The organism is Pseudomonas sp. Irchel s3a12 (genome assembly GCF_900187485.1).
GTDB classification, from domain to species: Bacteria; Pseudomonadota; Gammaproteobacteria; order Pseudomonadales; family Pseudomonadaceae; genus Aquipseudomonas; species Aquipseudomonas neuropathica.
This window is the reverse complement of the sequence record NZ_FYDN01000011.1, coordinates 138,850-158,603: the sequence shown is the minus strand read 5'-3', so window position 1 is coordinate 158,603 and position 19,754 is coordinate 138,850. Positions and strand designations below refer to the sequence as shown.

Here is a 19,754-nt window from a genome sequence, read left to right as displayed (position 1 = left end):
GACGCACGTTTAACCCGACGAGTGAAATCCTGATCTGTTTGTTAGATAGGGGAAGTCAGCTCTTGGAGAAAAAAGTATCCGCTACCGGTGAGTTCACGTGTTTCATCACCGTGGCGTGCCTTACCGGAAAGTTGCAAATTATCGAGGGAGTATAAGTACAGGCCGCTATTGAGTTGACTTACAGAAATGTCGGAAGAGGATGTCACTTCATAGTCATAAGGCTGAATACCTCGTTCGGTCACGACATATTCAAGGTAGCCAGCGATTGCAGGATCCAGCAGCTTGCGAAGCGAGATGGAGATGGCTCGTAGGCTCGATGAACCGTGGTTATCTTCGAAAGAAAAATTGTAACCGCCGAGCTGGTTGACAGAGGTGGAAATGCTGGTTGTCGTGAAGCTGGTCAGATTAACCGGCGTACCGCCAATGGTGCCTTTTACATTAACGTTGAGAATACCGTTTACCCAAACTGCTGGGGATGCCTTTGGATGGGTCATGGGGTGCTTCCTGTGCCTGATTTTGGTTGGAGAAGGAAGTCTGATTGGGCGGGTGAAGACAGTGAACTGTCATATCTGACAGGTTTTTATACGTGTTCGCGATGAGCCTTCTTGATAGGAGTTATATGGCAGGCACAGTGTTGATCAAGTGCGGGGCAGGCTTGCTCGCGAAAGCACTGCGTCAGTCAGTCCAACTGCCGAATGCGCTGACGCCTTCGCGAGCAGGCTCGCTCCCACAGAGGGTTAGCTGTGTGATGGGGATTGGGGGATTTCGTGGTTATCCAGCACGCGGTTCACCGCCAGTTCGGCGAGCATGATGATTTGCTGGATGGCCAGAGTCGTGCGCCGCTGCGGCAGGTCGATGTAAGCGGCGATGTCGCTGGTCATGAGGCTGGCCTGGGCCAGCGATTCGCAGGCGTGGACCAGCAGGCTTTCGCTGTCCTGTTCGGGGGCGACCTGGAACATGGTGCTGGGTTTGTGAAAGCGCAGGGTCAGGGCGTTGGGTTTGAGGTAGTGGTCGAGGGCGCGTTCGGCGGCTTCGTGGAATCGCTTCGAATCGGGGGATTCGTAGGGAGAGGTGTCGTTGTTTTCGGGCGGATTGGGTGTTGGCTTTTTCATGGTGAATACTCAGTTGGTGAAAGTGGAGCTGCCTTCGATTGCCGCGACGCAATCTGAGGTGGCAGCTGTACGCGGGTTCGCGGACCGATAACTGAGAAATCGGCATACCTCCAAGAAGGTATCCCGCGCACAGCCGCCATGACACAGACAAACAGCACCGAGGTGCCGTCAGGTTGGCGATTATGCATCAGTTATCGGGCCGCGACGCCCGTTCGCTGAATTTGCAGCGACCCCCCGAGCCTATCCAGCCGATTTCCGAGGCACAACCGACACGACTTGTCGGAAATCTCCCTGCAACTCCCAGCATCTGTAGGACAAGAACAATTCCTACAACCAACGCTGATCAAACTGTGGGAGCTGGCTTGCCAGCGATGGCGTTCTTCCAGCCGGCATATGTGCCGGCTGACCCGACGCTATCGCTGGCAAGCCAGCTCCCACAGGTTTCTCCAGAGGATTCAAAATTGGCAGGCACAAAAAAGGCGATGTCCCTTGCGGGGCATCGCCTTTGTTTTACCGCCGCTAAAACTTATTCCGGCAGTTTGTACGCAATCACATAGTCACCCATCTTGGTGCCCAGCGAGCCATGACCGCCGACAACCAGCAGCACGTATTGCTTGCCGTCCTTGCCGGTGTAGGTCATCGGTGTCGCTTGACCACCCGCCGGCAGACGCGATTTCCACAGCTCTTTACCGCTGTTCACGTCGTACGCGCGCAGGTACTGGTCGAGGGTGCCGCTGAGGAAGCCGACGCCGCCAGCCGTGACCATCGAACCGCCCATGCTCGGCACACCCAGGGTGAAACCGATCGGGATGGGCGAGCTGTCGCGGCTGGTGCCGTTTTTACGTTTCCACACGACTTTGCTGGTGGTCAGGTCGATACCGGCAACGTAGCCCCAGGCCGGAGCCTGGCACGGTACGCCGAATGGCGACATGAACGGGTGCATGATCACCGCGTATGGCGCGCCGGTGTTTGGCTGCACACCAGCGGTTTCGCTTTCGCGTTTGCTGCCGGCGGCGACTTGCTCGCGTGGCACCATTTTCGAAACGAAGGCCATGTAGTTCGGGCTGGTGAACAGCATTTGCCGAACCGGATCGACCGAGACGCCGCCCCAGTTGAACACGCCGACGTTACCCGGGTAGATCAGGCTGCCCTGTTCCGACGGCGGGGTGTACTGGCCTTCATAACGCAGTTCCTTGAACTGGATGCGGCACAGCATCTGGTCGAACGGGCTCGCGCCCCACATGGCTTTTTCGGTGAGTTCCGGGGCCAGCAGGTTGAGGTCCGAACGGGCCTGGGTCGGTGCGGTGTGGTCGCCTTTGACGGCGCCTTGCGGGACCGGGATTTCCTTGATCGGAATGATCGGCGTGCCGTCACGACGGTCGAGGACGTACAGGCTGCCCTGTTTGGTCGGAGCGATCAGCGCCGGTTTCACGCCGTCGGCGGTTTTCATGTCGAGCAGGGTTGGCTGGCTGCCAACGTCCATGTCCCACAGGTCGTGGTGGGTGAACTGGTAGTTCCAGCGCACTTTACCGGTGGCCAGGTCCAGAGCCACGATGCCGGCGCTGAATTTCTCGGCGCCCGGGGTGCGATCAGCGCCCCACTGGTCTGGGGTCTGGTTGCCCAGTGGCAGGTAAACCATGCCGAGTTTTTCGTCGACACTGGCCAGCGACCACATGTTCGCCGAGTTGCGGCTATAGGTTTCGCCCGGTGCCAAAGGCTCGGTGGCGTCAGGCTTGTCGCTATCCCAGTTCCATACGAGGTGACCGTCGCGCACGTCGAAAGCGCGGATCACGCCCGATGGCTCGTTGGTCGATTCGTTGTCGGTCACGTGACCGCCCATGATCACCAGATCACGAGTAATCGCCGCTGGCGAGGTGGAGTAGTAACCACCGGCGGTGAACGGGCCGATGCCTTGGGTCAGGTCAACCACACCGTTGTTGCCGAAGCCTTCGCAGATCTTGCCGGTGTCGGCGTTCAGGGCGATCAGGCGGGCATCAGCGGTGGGCAGGTACAGACGACGCGGGCAAGCCTGAGCAACGGCTTTGCCAGCTTCGGAAATTACCGCCGAGGCTGCGTTTTCAGTTTTGGCGTAAGCGGCTTCGTCGTAGTACGACACGCCACGGCAAGTCATGTGGGCGAAGCCTTTGAAGCCGACCGGGCTCTTGATCTGTGGGTCGAAGCGCCACAGTTCTTTGCCGGTGTCCGGGTCCAGGGCTAACACTTTGCTGTGCGCGGTGCAGGCATAGATCATGCCGTTGGCTTTCAGCGGAGTGTTTTCGTTGGTCAGCTCGACCGGGTCATCAGCGGTCGGCAAGTCACCGGTCTGGATGCGCCAGGCTTCTTGCAACTTGCCGACGTTGGCCGGAGTGATCTGCTTCAGTGGCGAGTAGCGGTCACCGAATTCGGTGCGGCCGTAGGCCTGCCAGTCGCCATCGGGCATGGCTGGCGCGGTGCTGGTGGTGTCCGCGGTGTCGCGGCCCAGTTCGCCGAAGGTTTCGCCCGGGTGGGTGAACAGGCTGGCCAGAGCGGTGACGCCGGCCAGCACCACAGCGACGGTCAGACCGCCAGTGCCCATCGGCGCCGGGCCGTTAAGCAGCAGCGGACGACGGAACCACGGCAGCAGCATGACGAAGCCGAGGACAAACCACAGGGCCAGGCGTGGCACCAGTTGCCACCAGTCCAGACCGACTTCCCACAGCGCCCAAACGGTGCTGGCAAACAGAACGATGGCGTACAGGCCCAGCGCCGCGCGACGGCGCATCAGCATCAGAATGCCGGACAGCGCGATGCCGATACCGGCCAGCAGGTAGTACAGCGAGCCGCCGAGCATGCTCAGCTTGACCCCACCGGCCAACATGGCCAGGCCCATCAGTAGAAGCAGAATGCCGAGCAGGCTCGGTAGCAGACGGCCCCGACTCGAAGCACTTTCGGTGCTCATAGTGTGATTCTCCGTGACGTTTATGTAGTCCCGCGCTGTAGTCACTTTAGATGACGATTTGGCACAGGCATGGTTCAGATAAAAACTTGTCTAGCTAACGAATTTCTTTTTTGTAGGAGTGAGCCTGCTCGCGATGGCGGTGTTTCAGTCACTGGAGATGTCGCCTGAAACACCGCTATCGCGAGCAGGCTCACTCCTACAATGGATTTACGTAAATCTTTAGAACGAGGACTGGATCTTGATCCCGCCGATCAGGGCGTCGTCGACGTCGTTCACGCCACCGGGGTGGCGGATGTATTGCAGGTTCGGGCGTACGGTCAGCCAGTTGGTCACGTGCACGCCGTAGTACAGCTCGGCGCTGTATTCGGTGTCTTGCGGCGGCAGGAAGGACGGATCGTCGTAGTCGTAGACCGCGTTGGCGCGGTTGCTGGCTTCGGCATTTTTGCGGAAGGCCGGGTTGACGTGCACGCGGGCGAGGGCGAAACCGATGTCATCCTTGGCGCGCGCATCGAACGGGCCTTTGTAGGTGATGCCGGCCTGCACGTAGTTGTCGATCGCGTTGGTTTTCTTGTCGTGCATCGTGCCGTTGGCGAACACGCTCAAGCCGCGACTGTTATCGCTGGCCATGCTGGTGATCTGCTGCTGGATGCCCAGCCATACGCCGTGTTTGCTCGACGCGCTGCGATAGGCTTCACCGCTCAGCGCTGCCGGCTGGCCTTGGCTGTCTTTATAGACGTCGCTGGCCTTCGCGTTGCTGTAGTAATAACCGGCGCGGTATTCGCCCGGCAGGCCGTTGAGTTTCGGCGTCCACACCAGTTCGATCGGCAGGATCGCGCCCTGGGTGCCGCTGCCGCTGAGTTTGAAACCGTTGCCGCGATCGAGGTTCGACGGGTTCTGCTCGTAAGCGCCGACCTGTGCGTACAGTTCCGGGGTGAGGTGATATTTGACGCGCAGCGCCCACTGGCTGACCGGCCAGTTGTACCAGATGCCGCCGACCCAGTTGCCGACCTGCGAACCGCAGAACGCGAGGTTCTGGAAGTCGCACGGAAAGCTGTTGAAGTCTTCGCCTTCGCCGAAACGGCCGACCTTGATGTCGAGTTTCTGATCGAAGAATTTCTGCTGGTACCACATCTGCGTCAGGCGTGTGGTCTGGCCACGGCCCCAGACTTCCTGGGCCGAGGTGAAGCCGCCAACGCGCGGATCGTTGATGCGGTCGTTGCTGATGTTGTTGCCGCTGCGCTTGGTGATGGTCAGTTGAAACTCGGCGTAGTCCCAGCCGAGGATCTTTTGCAGGTCGAGGTGTGTGCCCAGACCGAACTGATCGCTATAGCGCGCAGTGCGGTCGTGGTCGTAGCCGCCGTGCAGGTTGCTGCCCATTTCGCCGGTGTAATCGAGCTTGAAGTCGTAGCCTTTTTCCGAGAGTTCGGTGCGCGTGCCGTTCCAGTCACCGAGCATGTACGGTGATTCACTGTCGAACGCGGGCGCCGCTTGAACGCAAGTGGCGAGGCCGAGGGCGGTAAAGCCGCCAAGGGTGCGCAGGGTTGAGATAGCGCTGTCTCGGGAGAAGGAAAAATCGGGCATGGCTCAGTCTTTTTTTGGTGTTTTCGGGGTGCAATTCGAGCGCTTCAATATGTCGCAGGCAGTGAAGCGATTCAGCGGAAGGGCGGCAGGATAAAGATCTGTTACAAAAAGACAAAGGCCTTTTGTGAACATGCAGCGTTTCGGATTCGGTAACAGTGCGGCAAACGGGCGCATTGTCGGCCGGATCGTGGCCTGCGATCTTTCCGGGTTGGCCTACATTTAAAGTCAGGCCTTCCACCCAGTCAGCCCCTCGGCTAAGGTGCGCGGCTTCCGCATTTTCACTTCGCCCATAGGCCTGGCATGAACGAACAAACTCCCGATCCGCTGCACGGCGTCACCCTTGAACAGATCCTCAATGCACTGGTGAGCCATTACGAATGGTCGGGATTGGCCGAGCGCATCGATATTCGCTGCTTCAAGAGTGATCCGAGCATCAAGTCGAGCCTGACGTTCCTGCGTAAAACGCCATGGGCGCGCGAGAAGGTCGAGCGTCTGTACGTGAAATTGATGCGCACCAAGCGACCGCTCTGAAATGCATACCGGTTGTTGGCGCCGCCGCCTGATCACCTGCGCAGCCATATTGGGCTGGGCGGGGTTGGGCATTCAGCTTTATCTGATTTTCTTTGCGCGTTTAAGCGTCGGCGCCAGCCTGTTGGGCGGGCTGGTGAGCTTTTTCAGCTACTTCACGATTCTGACCAACACGCTGGTGGCGACGGTGCTGACCTGTGCCGTGACCGCTCGCGAATCCGCCGCGCGCCGCTGGTTTTTGCAGCCGTGGGTCAGCAGTGGCATTGCCGTGAGCATTGCTGTGGTGGGGCTTGCCTATAGCCTTTTGCTGCGGCATTTGTGGCACCCGGAAGGCTGGCAATTTATTGCTGACGAGTTGCTGCACGACGTGATGCCGTTGCTGTTTCTTGCTTATTGGTGGCTCTGCGTACCGAAAGGCACGCTGCGTTTGTGGCATCTGCCGGTGTGGCTGATCTATCCGCTGGTGTATTTCATCTACGCCTTGCTGCGCGGGCATTTGCTCGGCGCGTATGCGTATCCGTTCATTGATGTGGCGCTGTTGGGTTATCCACAGGTGCTGCTCAATGCCGGGGGGATATTGCTGGGGTTTGTGGGGATTGGCTTGCTGGTCATTGGCCTCGACCGCTGGAGGCTTGCACGAAGTTAAAGCACCTGTAGGAGCTGCCGCAGGCTGCGATCTTTTGACTTTGCTTTTTCAAAAACAAGATCAAAAGATCGCAGCCTGCGGCAGCTCCTACAAGGGATATCACTCTTCTTCGGAAGTGCCTTCAGCGCGCCAGTAGCCGACGGCTTTGATGAGTTGTTCATCCAGCCCATGCTCATCAATCAGCACCCGGCGAATCTGTCGCGAGACTTTCGTTTCGGTCGCCACCCACGCATACAGATTGCCTTTAGGCACCTGCAGTTGCTTCACCGTCGCCAGCAGGTTGTCCTTGCTACCCTCGCGCAACACCCAGATCACATTGACCTGCGCCGCGCTTTCGAGCACTTGCTGTTCGGCGCCGTTTTCCACTTCGATCACCACCAAGGCCTTGCGATTGGCCGCCAGGCCTTCGAGGCGGCGGGCGATGGCGGGCAGGGCGGTTTCGTCGCCGATCAGCAAGTAGCTGTCGAAAATATCCGGGACGATCATCGAGCCGCGCGGGCCGCCGATGTGCAGGTATTGCCTGGGTTGCGCTTGCTCGGCCCAGGTCGACGCAGGGCCGTCACCGTGCAGGACAAAGTCGATGTCCAGTTCCAGCGCATCGAGGTCGTAGCGACGCGGCGTGTAATCACGCATTTCCGGTTTTGGTCCATCGTCCTTGCCGGCGCCGAGCACCATGGTCTCCAGCGCGGCGGCTTGTTCGGCGTTCTGCGGGAACAGCAGTTTGACGTGATCGTCAGTGCCCAGGCTGATAAACCCGGCCAGCTCCGGCCCGCCGAGGGTAATGCGGCGCATGCGCGGGGTCAGGTCGACCACGCGCAACACCTCAAGCTTGCGGCGTTTGATTTCGTGCATCACACGGTGAATGGTTTGGGTATCGACTGCAGTCATTCGGCTTTCTCCGGGGCAGGTTGAACGGCAGGGCCGTCGACGATGGCTTTGGCGGTGTCGTTAAGCAGGTCACGCACGCGCAGGATTTCTGCGGCGCTCCAGCGGCCGTGGTGCATCTGCAGGGCATGGCGCAGGTTGTGCACGGCTTCGTGGATTTCCGGCGGCCGATCATGGCCGCGCAACGAGCGTTTGCTGACGTCGATGCGCATACGCACACCGTCCAGCGCGACTGTTTGCTCACTGAGTGATAAACGACCGGCCTCGGTGACGCTGTAGCGTTTTTTACCGCCCTCGGCGTCGCCAGTGATCAGTTCGCTCTCTTCGAGAAAGGTCAGGGTCGGGTAGATCACCCCGGGACTGGGGCTGTACGCGCCGTCGAACATGCCTTCGATCTGGCGGATCAGGTCGTAGCCGTGGCACGGCTGTTCGGCCACCAGCGCCAGCAGCAGCAATTTCAGGTCACCGGGGGCGAATACCCGTGGGCCACGGCCGCCGCGCTCACGTCCGGGGCGCTTCTCGAAGCCGTCACGGCCGTCGCCGTGTTCGCGGTGGGGGGAATGATGGTCTCTCATTTCAGTCTTCTCTCGTCGTGTTTAGATACAACTTAAGATATATCTTAAGGTCTGCGCAAGACGTTTTTCCCGCGTCGCGACCTCGGCTGACGAGCGGCAGCCCACCCGCCAATGCAAGCGATGATTTTTCAGGGGGGTGTAAGTCAGCGATAACTTGAAAGTTAAAGTCATCACTCTATTTGATGTAGAGTATATGTTCTAAATGACCCTGAGTTACCGCACTATCAGGGCGAAGTTGCTGTATGGTTTTTTAATTTAAACTGTCTGTAGGGGATAACTTACAGTTACTGTTTCGAATATCGTTATTTTGTTCTTTTTTCTGGCGAGTCATGGGGTTGTTTAACTACGAGGTTATCGGAAGTTGCTTGCTTACTTTCCAGAGGCAACAGTCGATGATGCCTAGGCGTTGAACGTTCAAGTTGATCTGGCTCAACTCGGGCAATGATTTACCTGAACTTTCAATGTTCATCCCCCTATCAAGAAAACAGGTACATAACGATGTTCAAGAAACTCGCAATCGCCGCTCCACTGGCTCTTCTGGCACTGGGTTCCACTGGCGCATTCGCCGCTGGTGAAGCGTCGCACTCGATCAGCCTTGTCGCGCATGTGCCGACCAACGGTTTCTATGTGGTGCCGACCGATCCGGATCTGGTCAACAAGGACCAGGACATGAGCTATCAGCCAACCACCGGCAAGATGCGCGACGTCAATGGCTTCTTCGACGTGCGCAACAATAACGGCTCGGTACACGCCAGCCTCGAGAGCCTGCCAAAACTGGTCTCGGGCAGTACTTCTATCGAACTGCGCGTGCTGTTCAACAACAAGGAACTGACCCTGACTCCGCAACTGGTCGTGGGTGAAGCCGAGTCCGACGTCAACTACCGTGCGCCGCTGAACATTAGCGCGGTGGGCAACAACTTCCAGCCTGGTGATTACACCGGGGCCGTGGCGATGATCTTCGACGCCGTGACGCCATAACAGCAGTCACTTGATCGATCGATCAGGCACTAAGCCCAACTTCAATGTTGACGCTTGACCGTCGGGGCTGACGATTTGTTTGCCTCGACGGACTTCCATTGTTTGTTATCCGAGTACGCGTTCATGTTCCCGATGACACCCATCGCGGCTGCGCTTGCGCTGTTGTTTTGTGCCAGCGCAGCTGTGGCTTCCAACTCCACCGGCACCACACCACGCAGTCTGCTGGCGCAGGCCAAGGGTTTGCCGGCGGATTTCGAGGAGCATTTCTTTGATGTACCGCTGGCGGTACGGGTCGAAGTCGATCAGCAACCACTGGGTGAGGCCATGGTGGTGTTGTCCCGCGACGATCGCCTCACCCTGCTCGAATTCACTGACACCAGCGAAAATCGTTTTGGCCCCGCCGAGCGGGAAAAATGGGCGAGCTATCTGAAACCCGGCGTGCCCTTGGGTGCGTGCAGCGGTTCCTGCCCGGACCAGTTTCTGGCGGTGCATTACAACCTGGAAAACTCGCTGGTCTCGATTCTCACCGAAAATGCCGAACGCGACGTTGAAGCCAAGCGTTACTTCGAACAGCCTGATGGTGGCAGTCATGGCTTGATGGTGCGTAACCAGCTCAACCTCAATGGCGGCCAGGATCAGGATCTCGGCGGGCGTTTCGGCCTCGAAGCCAGCTCAAGTCTGGGCAGTTGGAGTCAGACACTGAATCTGCAAGTGGCCCGTCTCGGCGGTCCGGACGACAAGCTTTATCACGCCGTTCAAGAGCTGCACACCCAGCGCGAACTGCAAGGCAGTTTTTTCCGCCTGGGCTATTTCACCCCCAATTCCGAAGGGCTGACACGCCAGCCGCGTACGTTCGGCAGCAGTCCCGACACCGCCGTCGGCGTGATGTACGGCAGCTCCGACAGCCTGGCCATCAACAGCCCGATGCCCAGCGTTTATCCGATCTATGTCACGGCCAACCGCCAGGGTTCCGTCGAGATCTGGCGCGATGGCCTGCTGATCAATACCCAATCGGTGCCGGCCGGTTTGCAGACCCTCGACACCCGGCCGCTGCCCGGTGGCATTTATGAGGTGGAAGTCCGGCTGATCGAAGACGGCCAGATCACCTCCACTACTCAGGAGTTGGTGTACAAGCCCAACAACTGGCGCAACCTCGACGAGCGCTGGCGCTACAACGTCTTTGCCGGCGAAGAACAGAAACTGCTGAGCAACTGGGACACCCAGGCCAGCGGCAGCCCGACAGCGGGCGCTTCGGTGAATTACCTGTTGCATCCGCGCGTCATCCTCGGGCTGTCGGCGCGGCAGATTCGCGAAAAGCTGCAATACGGCACGTCCATCGACTGGACCTTGGCCAATCACATCAGCCTCTACGCCAACGTCTACAAGACCGAGGATTACGGCACCGGTCTCGATCTGCAAAGCCTCTACAACTACGGCGCCGGCAGTCTTGTCGTCAGCCATAACCGCAGCTGGCTCGACACCACCAATACCTACGACACGTTGCCGGACGGCACCCGGGTGCGCCCGCGCAATGTGTTCATCGGCCAGACCAGCAATTCCTCGCTGGCGCTCAACCATCGCCTCAGCAGCAAGAGTTCGGTCAACGCGCGGGTCTCGCACAGCGAGGGCAATGTCGAGGGCATGGGCGTCGATCTGGGCTGGACCCAGCGCACGATGGTGCTGGGCAGCGATGCCAGTTGGCGCCTGTCGATTTTTGATCGTCCCGGCAGTTTCAGCAGCGGCGATGCGCGCAATCGCGGGGTCGACCTGAGCATCAACATGGCGCTCGGCGCCCCCGGTCAGCAGATCAGCGGCAGTATCGGCTCACGCACGGCCCGTGACGGTGCGCGTGACAACAACGCCTCGCTCGGCTGGCGCAAGGATTTCCGGGATCACGTCTTGCAGAACGTGTCGGTCACGGCACTCACCGACACCTACGGGGTGGGCGTCGCCAGCCTGGCCAACTTCCGCACCGACGCGGTCAATGGTGACGGCTTTATTCAGCGCTCCTCCTACAACGGCAATTTCACCGGTGGCCTCAACCTCGACAGCACGCTGGTGGTCGGTGCGCAGCAGATGCTCATGACCAGTCAGACCGAAGTGCGCGGCGCCGGGCTGATTGTCGATGTCGAGTCGGACATCGAGGACATCGTTCTGCGGGCCGACGATTTCAGCGGTGGCGGTGCGGCGTTGAAGCCGGGGCGCAATTTCATCCCGATCACCGCGTACCAGAACAGCTCGGTGAGTTTCGACTTCGAGGGCAACCACGTGCCAGCCGCGTCCATCGAACCGCCGCGCACCCGCTATCACCTGAACAAGGGCGGCGTGGAGTACCGCAAGGTCCGCGTGATGAAAACCATGACCGTGCTCGGCCGACTGGTGGATGGCCAGGGGCGGCCGCTCAAGGGCCACCACGTGATCAACCACGCTAGCCGTGGGGTGAGCGAAGTCGACGGGTTCTTCTCGATGGAAATGAACGCCGGCTCACCGACCCTGGAAGTGCGTCAGGGCAACCAGTTGCTCTGCCAGTTCCGCCTCAACGAGTCCGACCATCGCAGCGAAAACAATGTGCTGATGATCGGCGATCTGCGCTGCACGCCGGACACCCTCGCTGACGCTACCTCCACCGAACAGAAGGCAGGTTGATCTTATGAAAAAACTTACAGGTGGTTGTGCATTGCTGCTGGCGCTAAGCATGCCCACGGCACAGGCGATAAATCAGGAAATCCGTGCGCTGTTTCAACCCGATTCTTCGCAACCGGGCAAGAACCTGTTCGTCAACCAGACGCCCAATAGCGGCTATTGCGTGAACTTCCCTGCGCAGTGCGCCAGCGCCAACATGTTCAGCATCGAGTTGCCTGTCGGCTATAGCTCAACCGGCGAGCTTATGCCGGGTGACGATGTCTCAGTGCAGGCCCCCGCCGACTGGAAACGGTTGACGGTGACTAATCAGGATACTCAGGAAACGGAAACCGTAGAGGTGCGCATCACCGGCATAGGCTCCAACTATATCCTGAGCGATACCGTGGAAAAACTGACCGGGGTGGAGCACCCGACAGGCCATGACATCCTCTGGACGTCCCTTAGCGGTTGGCTCTACGCCCCCGCGCCTTGCAGAGGCACTAGCGTGTCCGGGTACAGCGCTCGCACCTATCGCTTTTTCTGGCAGACGCCTGTGCAAGCGCCCTGCACCAAGACCGCTGCTTTCCGTATCCCCTCGATGTCTTTCGAGAAGATCGATTTTGCGTATGAGCTGAGAACCCCCAACCCGTTGAGCATGTCGAGCGGTCTGTATACCGGATCCATCGAATACTCGATGGGACCCGGTGGCGATTTTGACATGGGCGCGGCTTTTCAGCCGGACGAAGGCAGGCTGACCCTCGACTTCGTACTGGACGTACAGCACACCCTCAAAGTCGATCTCCCGCCGGGTGGCAGCAAAGTGTCGCTGGAACCCGAAGGCGGATGGGCGCAGTGGATCGACAGCGGGCGTAAGCCGAAGCGGATCTTTCGCGACCAACCGTTCTTCATCTCGGCATCTTCGCGCTTCAAGGTGATGATGCTATGCAATTCCCAGGGCGGGCCGTACTGCAATCTTGGCAGCCCCTCGGGCGACACCACATCGGTCAAGGTCTCGATGACTTTGCCCGCGGGAATCGACGGCGCCGGCAATGGCCCCGTCAATAGATTGCCGTTGGACTTCAACAACTGGGTCGGCCCGTTCCAGCCCAGCCTCTATGTCGAGCGCAAGCCCGGCGCGCTGCATTTCGAGCTGGACCCGTTTGCGATCGATTTCCTCCTGCGCCCCGGCAAGAACGACCGGCTACGCGGCAACATCACCATTATCTGGGACTCGGATGCGTGAGCGCTCCAGTCCGGCCCATTTCGATTTTCATGGAGTTGAACGCGATGAAACGTGGTTTTCTGCTGGGCGTGCTCAGCATGTGTTGCCTGACGGCGCAGGCCGGCCCGCAAATCAATGTCGGCACCGTCTACGACTATCTCGACGCTGATAAAAGTACTTACCTGAAACGCGTATTCAACAGCGGCGATGCCACGGCCTTCGTCAAGGTCAATGTGCTTGAGATCATCTACGGCGCCGATGGCGTGCCGCAGGAAGTGCCCGTGCAAAACGCTGCCGACGGTGCTTCACGCAATGGCGTGATGGCCAGTCCGGCGCGGCTGATCGTCCCGGCGCAGGGCATGCAGGGTACGCGTTTGCTGTACATGGGCGAGCGCGATCGCGAGCGCTATTTCCGCGTGCGCTTCGTCCCGGTGGTACCGGAAAAGGAAGACGAATTCGTGGTCAGCAGCGAGGAGCGCGAAGACTACAAAAACTCGCTTTCAGCCGGGGTCAACGTAATGACCGGGTTCGGCACGATCTTCTTTGTGCGGCCGAAGGACGCGCGTTTTGCCACCGTCATCAATGACACCGAAAAACGCTATGAACTGCGTAACGATGGCAACACCGTGCTGATTGTCGATGAGTTCAAGAGCTGTTCACTGAGCAAAGAAAGCGACTGCGGCGCGACCACCAAACACCACGTGCTGGCGGGCAAGACCTTTGCCTTCGACAAGGAAAAGGGCCGCGAATACCGCTTCTTCCTGATCGAAGGCAGCGAGAAAAAAAGCATGAAGACCGCCAGTCGCTAGGTTTGTTTTCCATTGACCCATCGGGTAACCAACATGATCAAGCAATGCACCGCCGCCGCGCTGATGGTCGCCACTGCGCTGACCGGCGCCGGGGCGTGGGCCGCGCGCGAAGAGCACACCTTCGAAGTGTCCCTGACCATTCCCAGCCGCCCGTTCTATATCATTCCGGCAGAACCGGACTGGATTCACCGGCCACAGCGGCTTGAGTGGGACTATCAGCGCTCGACCCTCAGCGGGCTGATGCGCAATTTCGATGTGCACCATGACAGTAGCGCGATTGAAGCGCGTCTGGCGTTCGATCCTTATCTGGAGAATGGCCGCCCCGGCGAAGTGATCGATCTGCTGGTCTCCTTCAATGATGTCGAGCTGAGTTCGCACGTCACCCCGCGCCAGGTGTTGTCCGTGGAAGAAGCCGCCAGGGGCAAACGCGTGGCGTTGAAAATCGACCCGATCGAGCCGGAGGGCGGCTATCGTTCCGGGGATTACCACGGCAGTGTCGTGCTGATGTTCAATGCCAGGGCACCGGGGGCGGAATGAGTGCGGTTTGGCCTGACCCAGAGCACGCAAGCCCGGGCCTATGGGGGGGCGAAAAGCTGTCGCAGGGGCCGGCCAGTCCTTGATGGTCTGACCGGTTTGCAAGCCTGCCGTCAGAGGTTCGCGATTCTCATGGCCTCCCGGGTCAATTGTCGGGAAAGGTCATCGCGCTGATAACCGATTTGTTTCTGCAGGTCCTGGTACAGCCTTTGGCTCAAGGGCTCATCCTTGAGTACATCGGCCACGGAAATGCCGAGTTGGTTCGCAAGACTTTCCAGTTTTTGCGTCAGTGGTTTTATCTGACCCGGATCCTTGAGTTCAGCCCACTGCGCTTTTATTTCCTTCAATTCTTCGACCCATTCGAGTTTGTTCTCAAACAGATGATCATTGCGCTCGTATTGTGTCGGGTGAGTCTTGCGCAGGTGGCGCTCCCAGAAATTGTCCGAAGGAAGATTGATCATTCCATTGACCAGACCGTCGCCCTGTTCCCGCCTCATGATCATCCTGTAAGCCAACTCGATCTCCGCTTCGTTGACACCAGAACGAGGCTGGTAGCGCATGCCTTCAGACTGCCAGGGCAGTTCAAGTCGTTCAGCCAGTCCGGTTTCGAATGCCAGATGGACCTCGACCTCATCCGGAGCGAGGTTGTTCGGGTCGATCAGGTTCTGTTGTTCCTGACGGCTGTATTCCACGCGAGCCTCGTCGCTCACCAAGTCCAGCCGCGCAGCACTGCGGGCCAGGCGTACGAGGGTGTTATCCAGAACCTGGGCCGATGTCGGCGCTGTATAGGCTTTGGACACCAGCACTTTCATTCCCAGTGAATTGAACAATTGCGCACCGAGATCGCCGCAGTCCTCCGGGGACACGATCTGTTTGAACAGTTTTTCGCGCAGCTCCGAATCGAGGGCGGCGGCTTCGACCATTTCCCAGACACGTTGGGTCAGCTTGCGGCGTGCGGGCTCCGTCCGGTAGTCGGCGCTTTCTCTTTGTTTGGCAATCACGCTGAAAAAACCGGCGGAGTCCGGCTCGGCCATCAGGTCATGCCAGGTTTCTTCGCGGTATTTGCTCAGTGCCGAAGACGGGCCGAAACCGCCGGGTACATCGGCAACGAGTTGCCAATGGCGGAGTTCGTCATTGGCGGCGGGAAAATAATCCTGCACAAAACCCAGGCCTGAAGACTCTCGATACTGGCCATAACGCACCCGCTCTTCATTGGTCAGTTTTTCCGGGCTGAAACGTGCGCGGCTGAGCACAAACGCCTGATCAGAGCCAGGCGTGACTTCGGGCAGGGTATTGATCGGCGCCCCCCGCATGTCGAGCATGAAACTGCGTGGCCGGTGTCGGTTGGCTGTGCCGACCTTGAACAGTCCCTCGGGCCAGGTCTGGATGCCGGTATTGGCCAGGCTCAGCTCCTCCAGCCGGTACATTCGCCCGACATCCGGGGGTATGCGCAAGGGATTGCCGTTCAGGTTTAGCGTGCGCAGACGTACCAGTGCGTCGAGTTGTTTGCTGGAGCGATACGTCAAATCGATACGGTTATCGGCCAGATCCAGATCCTCAAGTTGACGCATCTGGCCGATGCTGGAGGGTATTTCTTTCAGATTGCACTGGCGGGCGCTCAATTGGCGCAGATGAGGGAAGCTGCCGAGCAGTCCGTCGCGATTTGCCGAGAGGGATGTCTTGTTGAGCCTAAGTGCGGTGATCTGATCAAGGTGTTGCTTCATGCCGGGTTGCTTGCGCAATTCTTCCCACCAGTATTCGAGATCATATCGGTTCAACTCAGTGGTCAGGTCCAGCGTATAGCCTTGCTCTGGATGATGGATCTGTTCGTCGAACCCAGCGCTTTTGCGCTCGAAACACTCAATTAACCTTTCTTCTATGTGCCTCCCGCCAAGTTGCATGTAATCCATGGACGCTCCGTAGCCCGGATTTCCCTCGTCGTCCACGCCGGCGGGTTGTTTTTCACGCGATGCCTGTAATTTACGGTGCAAATCCTTGCGCTCGCTTTCCAGCTTTGCGATGGCATCGACTGCATTGCCCTCGCTCTTGCGCTGCAATATTTCAATGAACGTGTTCACCTCCCTTTCATTCATTTTCGGGTAGAGCTTGCCGATACGTTTTTCCAGCGTCGGCTCACCCCAAAGCCATGACCAACCGCGCACCAGCGTTTCGGTTTCAATCGTCGCCACCGGACGGATGGGCGGCTCTGCCAGCGCAGTTCGGCGCTGCGCAGGGCCGGCGGCCTCTTCCATGATCCACAGTTTCAACGGGCGTCCCTGGCCGCGCGAGTAACCCACGGCAGGCAGTGTTTCGGCAGGCACGGCATGCAGAATCGACTCATAGAAATCATCCGCGTCATGCAGCGAGCGGTTGCCTGCGTCGAGCACCTCATAGCGGCCCTGTGCGTCGCGGATCAGGCGCCTGACGACGGCTGCATCATCCGATCCGACACTGCAGCGCAGCGGGCCGTCATAGGTGCCATCGCGCACCTCCAGACGCAGATCGGCAAAGGTGTCGGTGTTGAGCTTGAGGGTGTTGAGCGCAAGGCGTTCGCTGTCCGCGGTCAGCAATTCGTCGTGATAAAAACCCTCATAGGCGCGGGCGGCGCAGGCTTCGAAATCCAGTTCTCGGGCCTGGACCTTGAGGCGTAACGGTAGGCGTTTTTCCTTGGCGATTCTTTGCAGTTCGGCGGGTCTGGCCTGGGCCACGAGTTTTTCGGCAAGCGGCAGCGGCAGATCGGGAAAGGTCTGTCTAACGGTTTTGATGTCGGTTTTGTCGGTTCTTTCCCCTGCTTGATAGACACGGCGGGAGACGTCCCCGCGACGTTCATCGACGGCATTGGCGAGGTGATTGCGCAAGACCGCTGCACGGTCGTCGCGAGGAATTTCCGGGCCCAGCAGGTGGTTGAATTCTTCATTGGTGAGGAAGTTCGTCACGCGATCCGGCAACTGTCCCGCATTCAGATCGTTGAGGCTGATGCGCAACGTCTCCGCCGGCGCAGCCTGCGGATTGCCGTACTTGCGCGAGTAACCACTCAGACTGGCATCGGCAAACACCTCCAGCGCTTTGCTGTAAGGCCAGCCCGGCAAACCGGTCAACACCGGTTCCAGCCAGACGGCCTGTGGATCGATCGGGCGGCCCGCGCGGATGTCGGCAGTCGCCGTGAGTACATCGTCGTAGGCGCTGAAGCGTTTGACTGTGTCGGCCAACAGCGGCGGAGGCGGGCTGTTGTCGATATGCATCTGACGCAGGGCGTCGTGATCGGTGCCGCTGCCGATGCGGATCTGCTCAAGTTCCGCGGGCGAAAAGCGTTCGACGCTGTGGCCCAGTCGTCGCATCAGCGCGTCATTCGGCCAGTTGTGCGGGGTCTCCGCTTCATGCACCCAGGCGCCGTGGCCGTTGTGTTCGATTTTCGGCCGGTAGGCGTTGGCGCGGCTCGGGTGCTTGATGCGGTGGGTGTTGGACGTCGCATCAGTCGTGGCCTTTTCGACGACGTACAGCTTGCCTTCCAGCGGCAGGACGTGTTCGTTGCGGTACTGATGCAGGCCATGGCGATCGGGTTTGGCGCCGGGCGAGAGCATCAGTTCGTTACGTTCGTAGGGACTCAGGTCCGGGTGCCATAAGCTGTTTTTGCCATTGGGCAGCTTGACCGGTTTCATGCCGTCTACCAGCGACGACAGTTTGACGCGAAAGGTTTCGCCGATCTGCGCGCCGGCGGCGAAGGCGGCCAACTGAATGATGTCGGTGACCACACTGATGACATGCCCGGCAGCGTCCTGCCAAAGCCCTTCGGCCAGATCAACGATGCCTTCGATCACATCGCTGGTTAGCTGGTAGGCCGTGTAGGCCATCATCAGTTCGCCCAGCCCCGGCACGAATGGTGTGGCGATCAACAGCGCCACGTTGAAAATGTCCGAAAGGATTTTCTTGAAGTTGTCCCACCACGCCCAACGCGCTTTGCTGTCGGTGTCGGCGGTGGAGACGGCGATCTCCCGGGCGTCGTTGAGGATCTTGTTGAGCTTTTGCTGATAGGCGTGGCGCCAGTAATCGCCCTGCAATTTCACCCGACCGAACTGTAGGTTGGGATTGTCCTGCGGGTCCTTGCGCCACGGTGGTTGCTGATCGGTGGGATCCTGACGCGGGTGATACCTGACGATGAACAGGCGTTGCTCAAGCTCGGCAAAGAAATGCCCGCGCTGCTGATGGTCGACAAACTGGCTGAAGAACTGACGGTAGGTCTGTTCGGTCCACTCGCTGAATCGGTCCTCACGAAGCTGGCGCACCAACTCCTCCCGGAAGGCTTTCAGAGAGTTGTACTCCTTGACCGGGTGATCCGGGTCGTGGGGAATGTAGACGATCAGGCGTCGAACACCGCGGCTGTCCGATGCCGTGTGCGTCAGCAGCAGAATCCCGGTCAGCCGGGTGCCGAGCAGCGACAGGTCAGCGCACTGCATCGCGCGGCCATTGAGCAGCAGTTGCGGTTTTTCCTCGGTCAGGCTCAAGAGCATTTTGTAGGCGTCGTACTGGATATCGTCCTTGATCAGCGCCAAATGTGCGGCGACGGCGAGGGCGTCCTTCTGACTCTGGTTGACCTTGTACTGCAGCACGCTCTCGGCCAGCGGTTCGCCGGGCAGCAGGTAACTTTCCAGGTGTTTTTTGTACTGCGCGCCGATATCCAGATCGCGGCACAGCGCCTGAAACTGGCTGATGGGCATGGCGCTTTTGATCGGTACGACATCGAACAGACCGCGCTCATCGGGCTCGCTGATGTAGTCCGAGCCATGGCCGACCGTTTCACTGCTGGCGAAATTGTGCAGGGCGGCATCCAGCAGCGAGATGGTGCGGGTCACGACGCCTGCGGAAAGGTCGATGGCGTACCACGGTTTGTCCTTGGGCAGGTAAAGGCGCAGAAAGGTGCTTTTGACGTCCGGCTCGATGCCGTGCCGCTCCTTGATTTTTGCCTTGAGCAGCGGCTCGGCGAAGGCATGGAGATCGACTTTCGCCAAGAGATGATCAACCTGGTTCTGCGATCCCCAGGCCTTGAGGTTGGCCGCAGCGAGTTTGTTCAGATACGCGGAAGGTGCTTTGGTGTACCAGGCTTCATTCTTCAGTGGCGAAGCTGCCAAGGCGAGGCTCCGGCTGACGGTGGCACTTTTGAAATTGTCGTTGACGGCGGACTTGATGAATTCGTAGTGCCGTCCTTTGTCCGCGTTTTCCGCAGGCAGGGGAGAGAGAGACATGGCCAATCATCCTTGATTGTTGAGGAGTGATCAGCCTACTCAGGGCAGGGCAAAACAAAAGTTCAAAGATCGGGAGGCAAACCG

At 59.1% G+C, this 19,754-nt stretch carries 14 protein-coding genes; 7 read left to right on the top strand and 7 right to left on the bottom strand.

Annotated features, from left to right (window positions below):
* Window positions 1-41: 41 nt before the first annotated feature.
* The 4 genes from CKW14_RS19510 to CKW14_RS19495 form a co-directional block, all read right to left on the bottom strand.
* On the bottom strand, window positions 42-494 hold the full coding sequence (locus CKW14_RS19510; RefSeq protein WP_095048329.1) for a hypothetical protein: 453 nt from the start codon (window positions 492-494) through the stop codon (window positions 42-44).
* Between the two features lie 243 nt (window positions 495-737).
* The gene (locus CKW14_RS19505; protein ID WP_095125895.1) at window positions 738-1,112 is read right to left on the bottom strand and encodes a DUF6124 family protein; all 375 of its coding nucleotides are present in this window, start codon (window positions 1,110-1,112) and stop codon (window positions 738-740) included.
* A 526-nt stretch (window positions 1,113-1,638) separates the two neighbouring features.
* Window positions 1,639-4,050 carry a glucose/quinate/shikimate family membrane-bound PQQ-dependent dehydrogenase gene (locus tag CKW14_RS19500; RefSeq protein ID WP_095125894.1) on the bottom strand — a complete coding sequence of 804 codons (2,412 nt, stop codon included), beginning with the start codon at window positions 4,048-4,050 and terminating at the stop codon, window positions 1,639-1,641.
* 219 nt (window positions 4,051-4,269) lie between these two features.
* Entirely contained in the window at window positions 4,270-5,631 is a 1,362-nt protein-coding gene (locus CKW14_RS19495) for a carbohydrate porin (RefSeq protein WP_095125893.1), read from the bottom strand.
* A gap of 300 nt (window positions 5,632-5,931) precedes the next feature.
* On the opposite strand from CKW14_RS19495, the gene CKW14_RS19490 reads away from it, so the two are divergent.
* Both CKW14_RS19490 and CKW14_RS19485 read left to right on the top strand, forming a co-directional pair.
* Window positions 5,932-6,162 (top strand): VF530 family DNA-binding protein, encoded by a 231-nt coding sequence (locus CKW14_RS19490; RefSeq protein ID WP_007916799.1) that lies wholly within the window; start codon window positions 5,932-5,934, stop codon window positions 6,160-6,162.
* Between the two features lies 1 nt (window position 6,163).
* Window positions 6,164-6,805, top strand: coding sequence for a Pr6Pr family membrane protein (locus CKW14_RS19485; RefSeq protein ID WP_095125892.1), 642 nt, complete (start codon window positions 6,164-6,166; stop codon window positions 6,803-6,805).
* A 99-nt stretch (window positions 6,806-6,904) separates the two neighbouring features.
* Here the strand turns inward: CKW14_RS19485 and CKW14_RS19480 are convergent, their stop codons facing one another.
* A complete protein-coding gene (locus CKW14_RS19480; protein WP_095125891.1) occupies window positions 6,905-7,693 on the bottom strand; it encodes a siderophore-interacting protein in 789 nt (262 codons plus the stop codon).
* Entirely contained in the window at window positions 7,690-8,265 is a 576-nt protein-coding gene (locus tag CKW14_RS19475) for a PadR family transcriptional regulator (protein ID WP_095125890.1), read from the bottom strand. The genes CKW14_RS19480 and CKW14_RS19475 overlap by 4 nt, the downstream gene beginning before the upstream one ends.
* A 498-nt stretch (window positions 8,266-8,763) precedes the next feature.
* Here CKW14_RS19475 and CKW14_RS19470 point away from each other — a divergent pair, with 498 nt between their 5' ends.
* The 5 genes from CKW14_RS19470 to CKW14_RS19450 all read left to right on the top strand — a co-directional run bounded on the left by CKW14_RS19470 (window position 8,764) and on the right by CKW14_RS19450 (window position 14,433).
* Window positions 8,764-9,243, top strand: a complete 480-nt coding sequence (locus tag CKW14_RS19470) for a CS1 type fimbrial major subunit (RefSeq protein WP_095048323.1) — start codon at window positions 8,764-8,766, stop codon at window positions 9,241-9,243.
* A 123-nt stretch (window positions 9,244-9,366) separates the two neighbouring features.
* Complete coding sequence (locus CKW14_RS19465; protein ID WP_095048322.1) at window positions 9,367-11,889, top strand: CS1-pili formation C-terminal domain-containing protein; 2,523 nt, start codon at window positions 9,367-9,369, stop codon at window positions 11,887-11,889.
* A gap of 4 nt (window positions 11,890-11,893) precedes the next feature.
* Window positions 11,894-13,108, top strand: coding sequence for a hypothetical protein (locus tag CKW14_RS19460; RefSeq protein WP_095048321.1), 1,215 nt, complete (start codon window positions 11,894-11,896; stop codon window positions 13,106-13,108).
* 44 nt (window positions 13,109-13,152) lie between these two features.
* Complete coding sequence (locus tag CKW14_RS19455) at window positions 13,153-13,896, top strand: pilus assembly protein (protein ID WP_095125889.1); 744 nt, start codon at window positions 13,153-13,155, stop codon at window positions 13,894-13,896.
* Between the two features lie 33 nt (window positions 13,897-13,929).
* The gene (locus tag CKW14_RS19450; protein WP_176471310.1) at window positions 13,930-14,433 is read left to right on the top strand and encodes a CS1 type fimbrial major subunit; all 504 of its coding nucleotides are present in this window, start codon (window positions 13,930-13,932) and stop codon (window positions 14,431-14,433) included.
* A gap of 110 nt (window positions 14,434-14,543) precedes the next feature.
* Here CKW14_RS19450 and CKW14_RS19445 read toward each other — a convergent pair whose 3' ends face one another.
* Window positions 14,544-19,670: a dermonecrotic toxin domain-containing protein gene (locus CKW14_RS19445; RefSeq protein ID WP_095125888.1), complete on the bottom strand. Its 5,127-nt coding sequence runs from the start codon at window positions 19,668-19,670 to the stop codon at window positions 14,544-14,546.
* Between the last annotated feature and the right edge of the window lie 84 nt (window positions 19,671-19,754).

Bases quoted from the DNA above. Each gene is read 5' to 3' on its own strand.
- CKW14_RS19475 (WP_095125890.1), bottom strand. From the start codon at position 8,265: ATGAGAGACCATCATTCCCCCCACCGCGAACACGGCGACGGCCGTGAC.
- CKW14_RS19450 (WP_176471310.1), top strand. From the start codon at position 13,930: ATGATCAAGCAATGCACCGCCGCCGCGCTGATGGTCGCCACTGCGCTG.
- CKW14_RS19460 (WP_095048321.1), top strand. From the start codon at position 11,894: ATGAAAAAACTTACAGGTGGTTGTGCATTGCTGCTGGCGCTAAGCATG.
- CKW14_RS19485 (WP_095125892.1), top strand. From the start codon at position 6,164: ATGCATACCGGTTGTTGGCGCCGCCGCCTGATCACCTGCGCAGCCATA.
- CKW14_RS19505 (WP_095125895.1), bottom strand. From the start codon at position 1,112: ATGAAAAAGCCAACACCCAATCCGCCCGAAAACAACGACACCTCTCCC.
- CKW14_RS19480 (WP_095125891.1), bottom strand. From the start codon at position 7,693: ATGACTGCAGTCGATACCCAAACCATTCACCGTGTGATGCACGAAATC.
- CKW14_RS19500 (WP_095125894.1), bottom strand. From the start codon at position 4,050: ATGAGCACCGAAAGTGCTTCGAGTCGGGGCCGTCTGCTACCGAGCCTG.
- CKW14_RS19455 (WP_095125889.1), top strand. From the start codon at position 13,153: ATGAAACGTGGTTTTCTGCTGGGCGTGCTCAGCATGTGTTGCCTGACG.
- CKW14_RS19465 (WP_095048322.1), top strand. From the start codon at position 9,367: ATGTTCCCGATGACACCCATCGCGGCTGCGCTTGCGCTGTTGTTTTGT.
- CKW14_RS19490 (WP_007916799.1), top strand. From the start codon at position 5,932: ATGAACGAACAAACTCCCGATCCGCTGCACGGCGTCACCCTTGAACAG.
- CKW14_RS19470 (WP_095048323.1), top strand. From the start codon at position 8,764: ATGTTCAAGAAACTCGCAATCGCCGCTCCACTGGCTCTTCTGGCACTG.
- CKW14_RS19510 (WP_095048329.1), bottom strand. From the start codon at position 494: ATGACCCATCCAAAGGCATCCCCAGCAGTTTGGGTAAACGGTATTCTC.
- CKW14_RS19445 (WP_095125888.1), bottom strand. From the start codon at position 19,670: ATGTCTCTCTCTCCCCTGCCTGCGGAAAACGCGGACAAAGGACGGCAC.
- CKW14_RS19495 (WP_095125893.1), bottom strand. From the start codon at position 5,631: ATGCCCGATTTTTCCTTCTCCCGAGACAGCGCTATCTCAACCCTGCGC.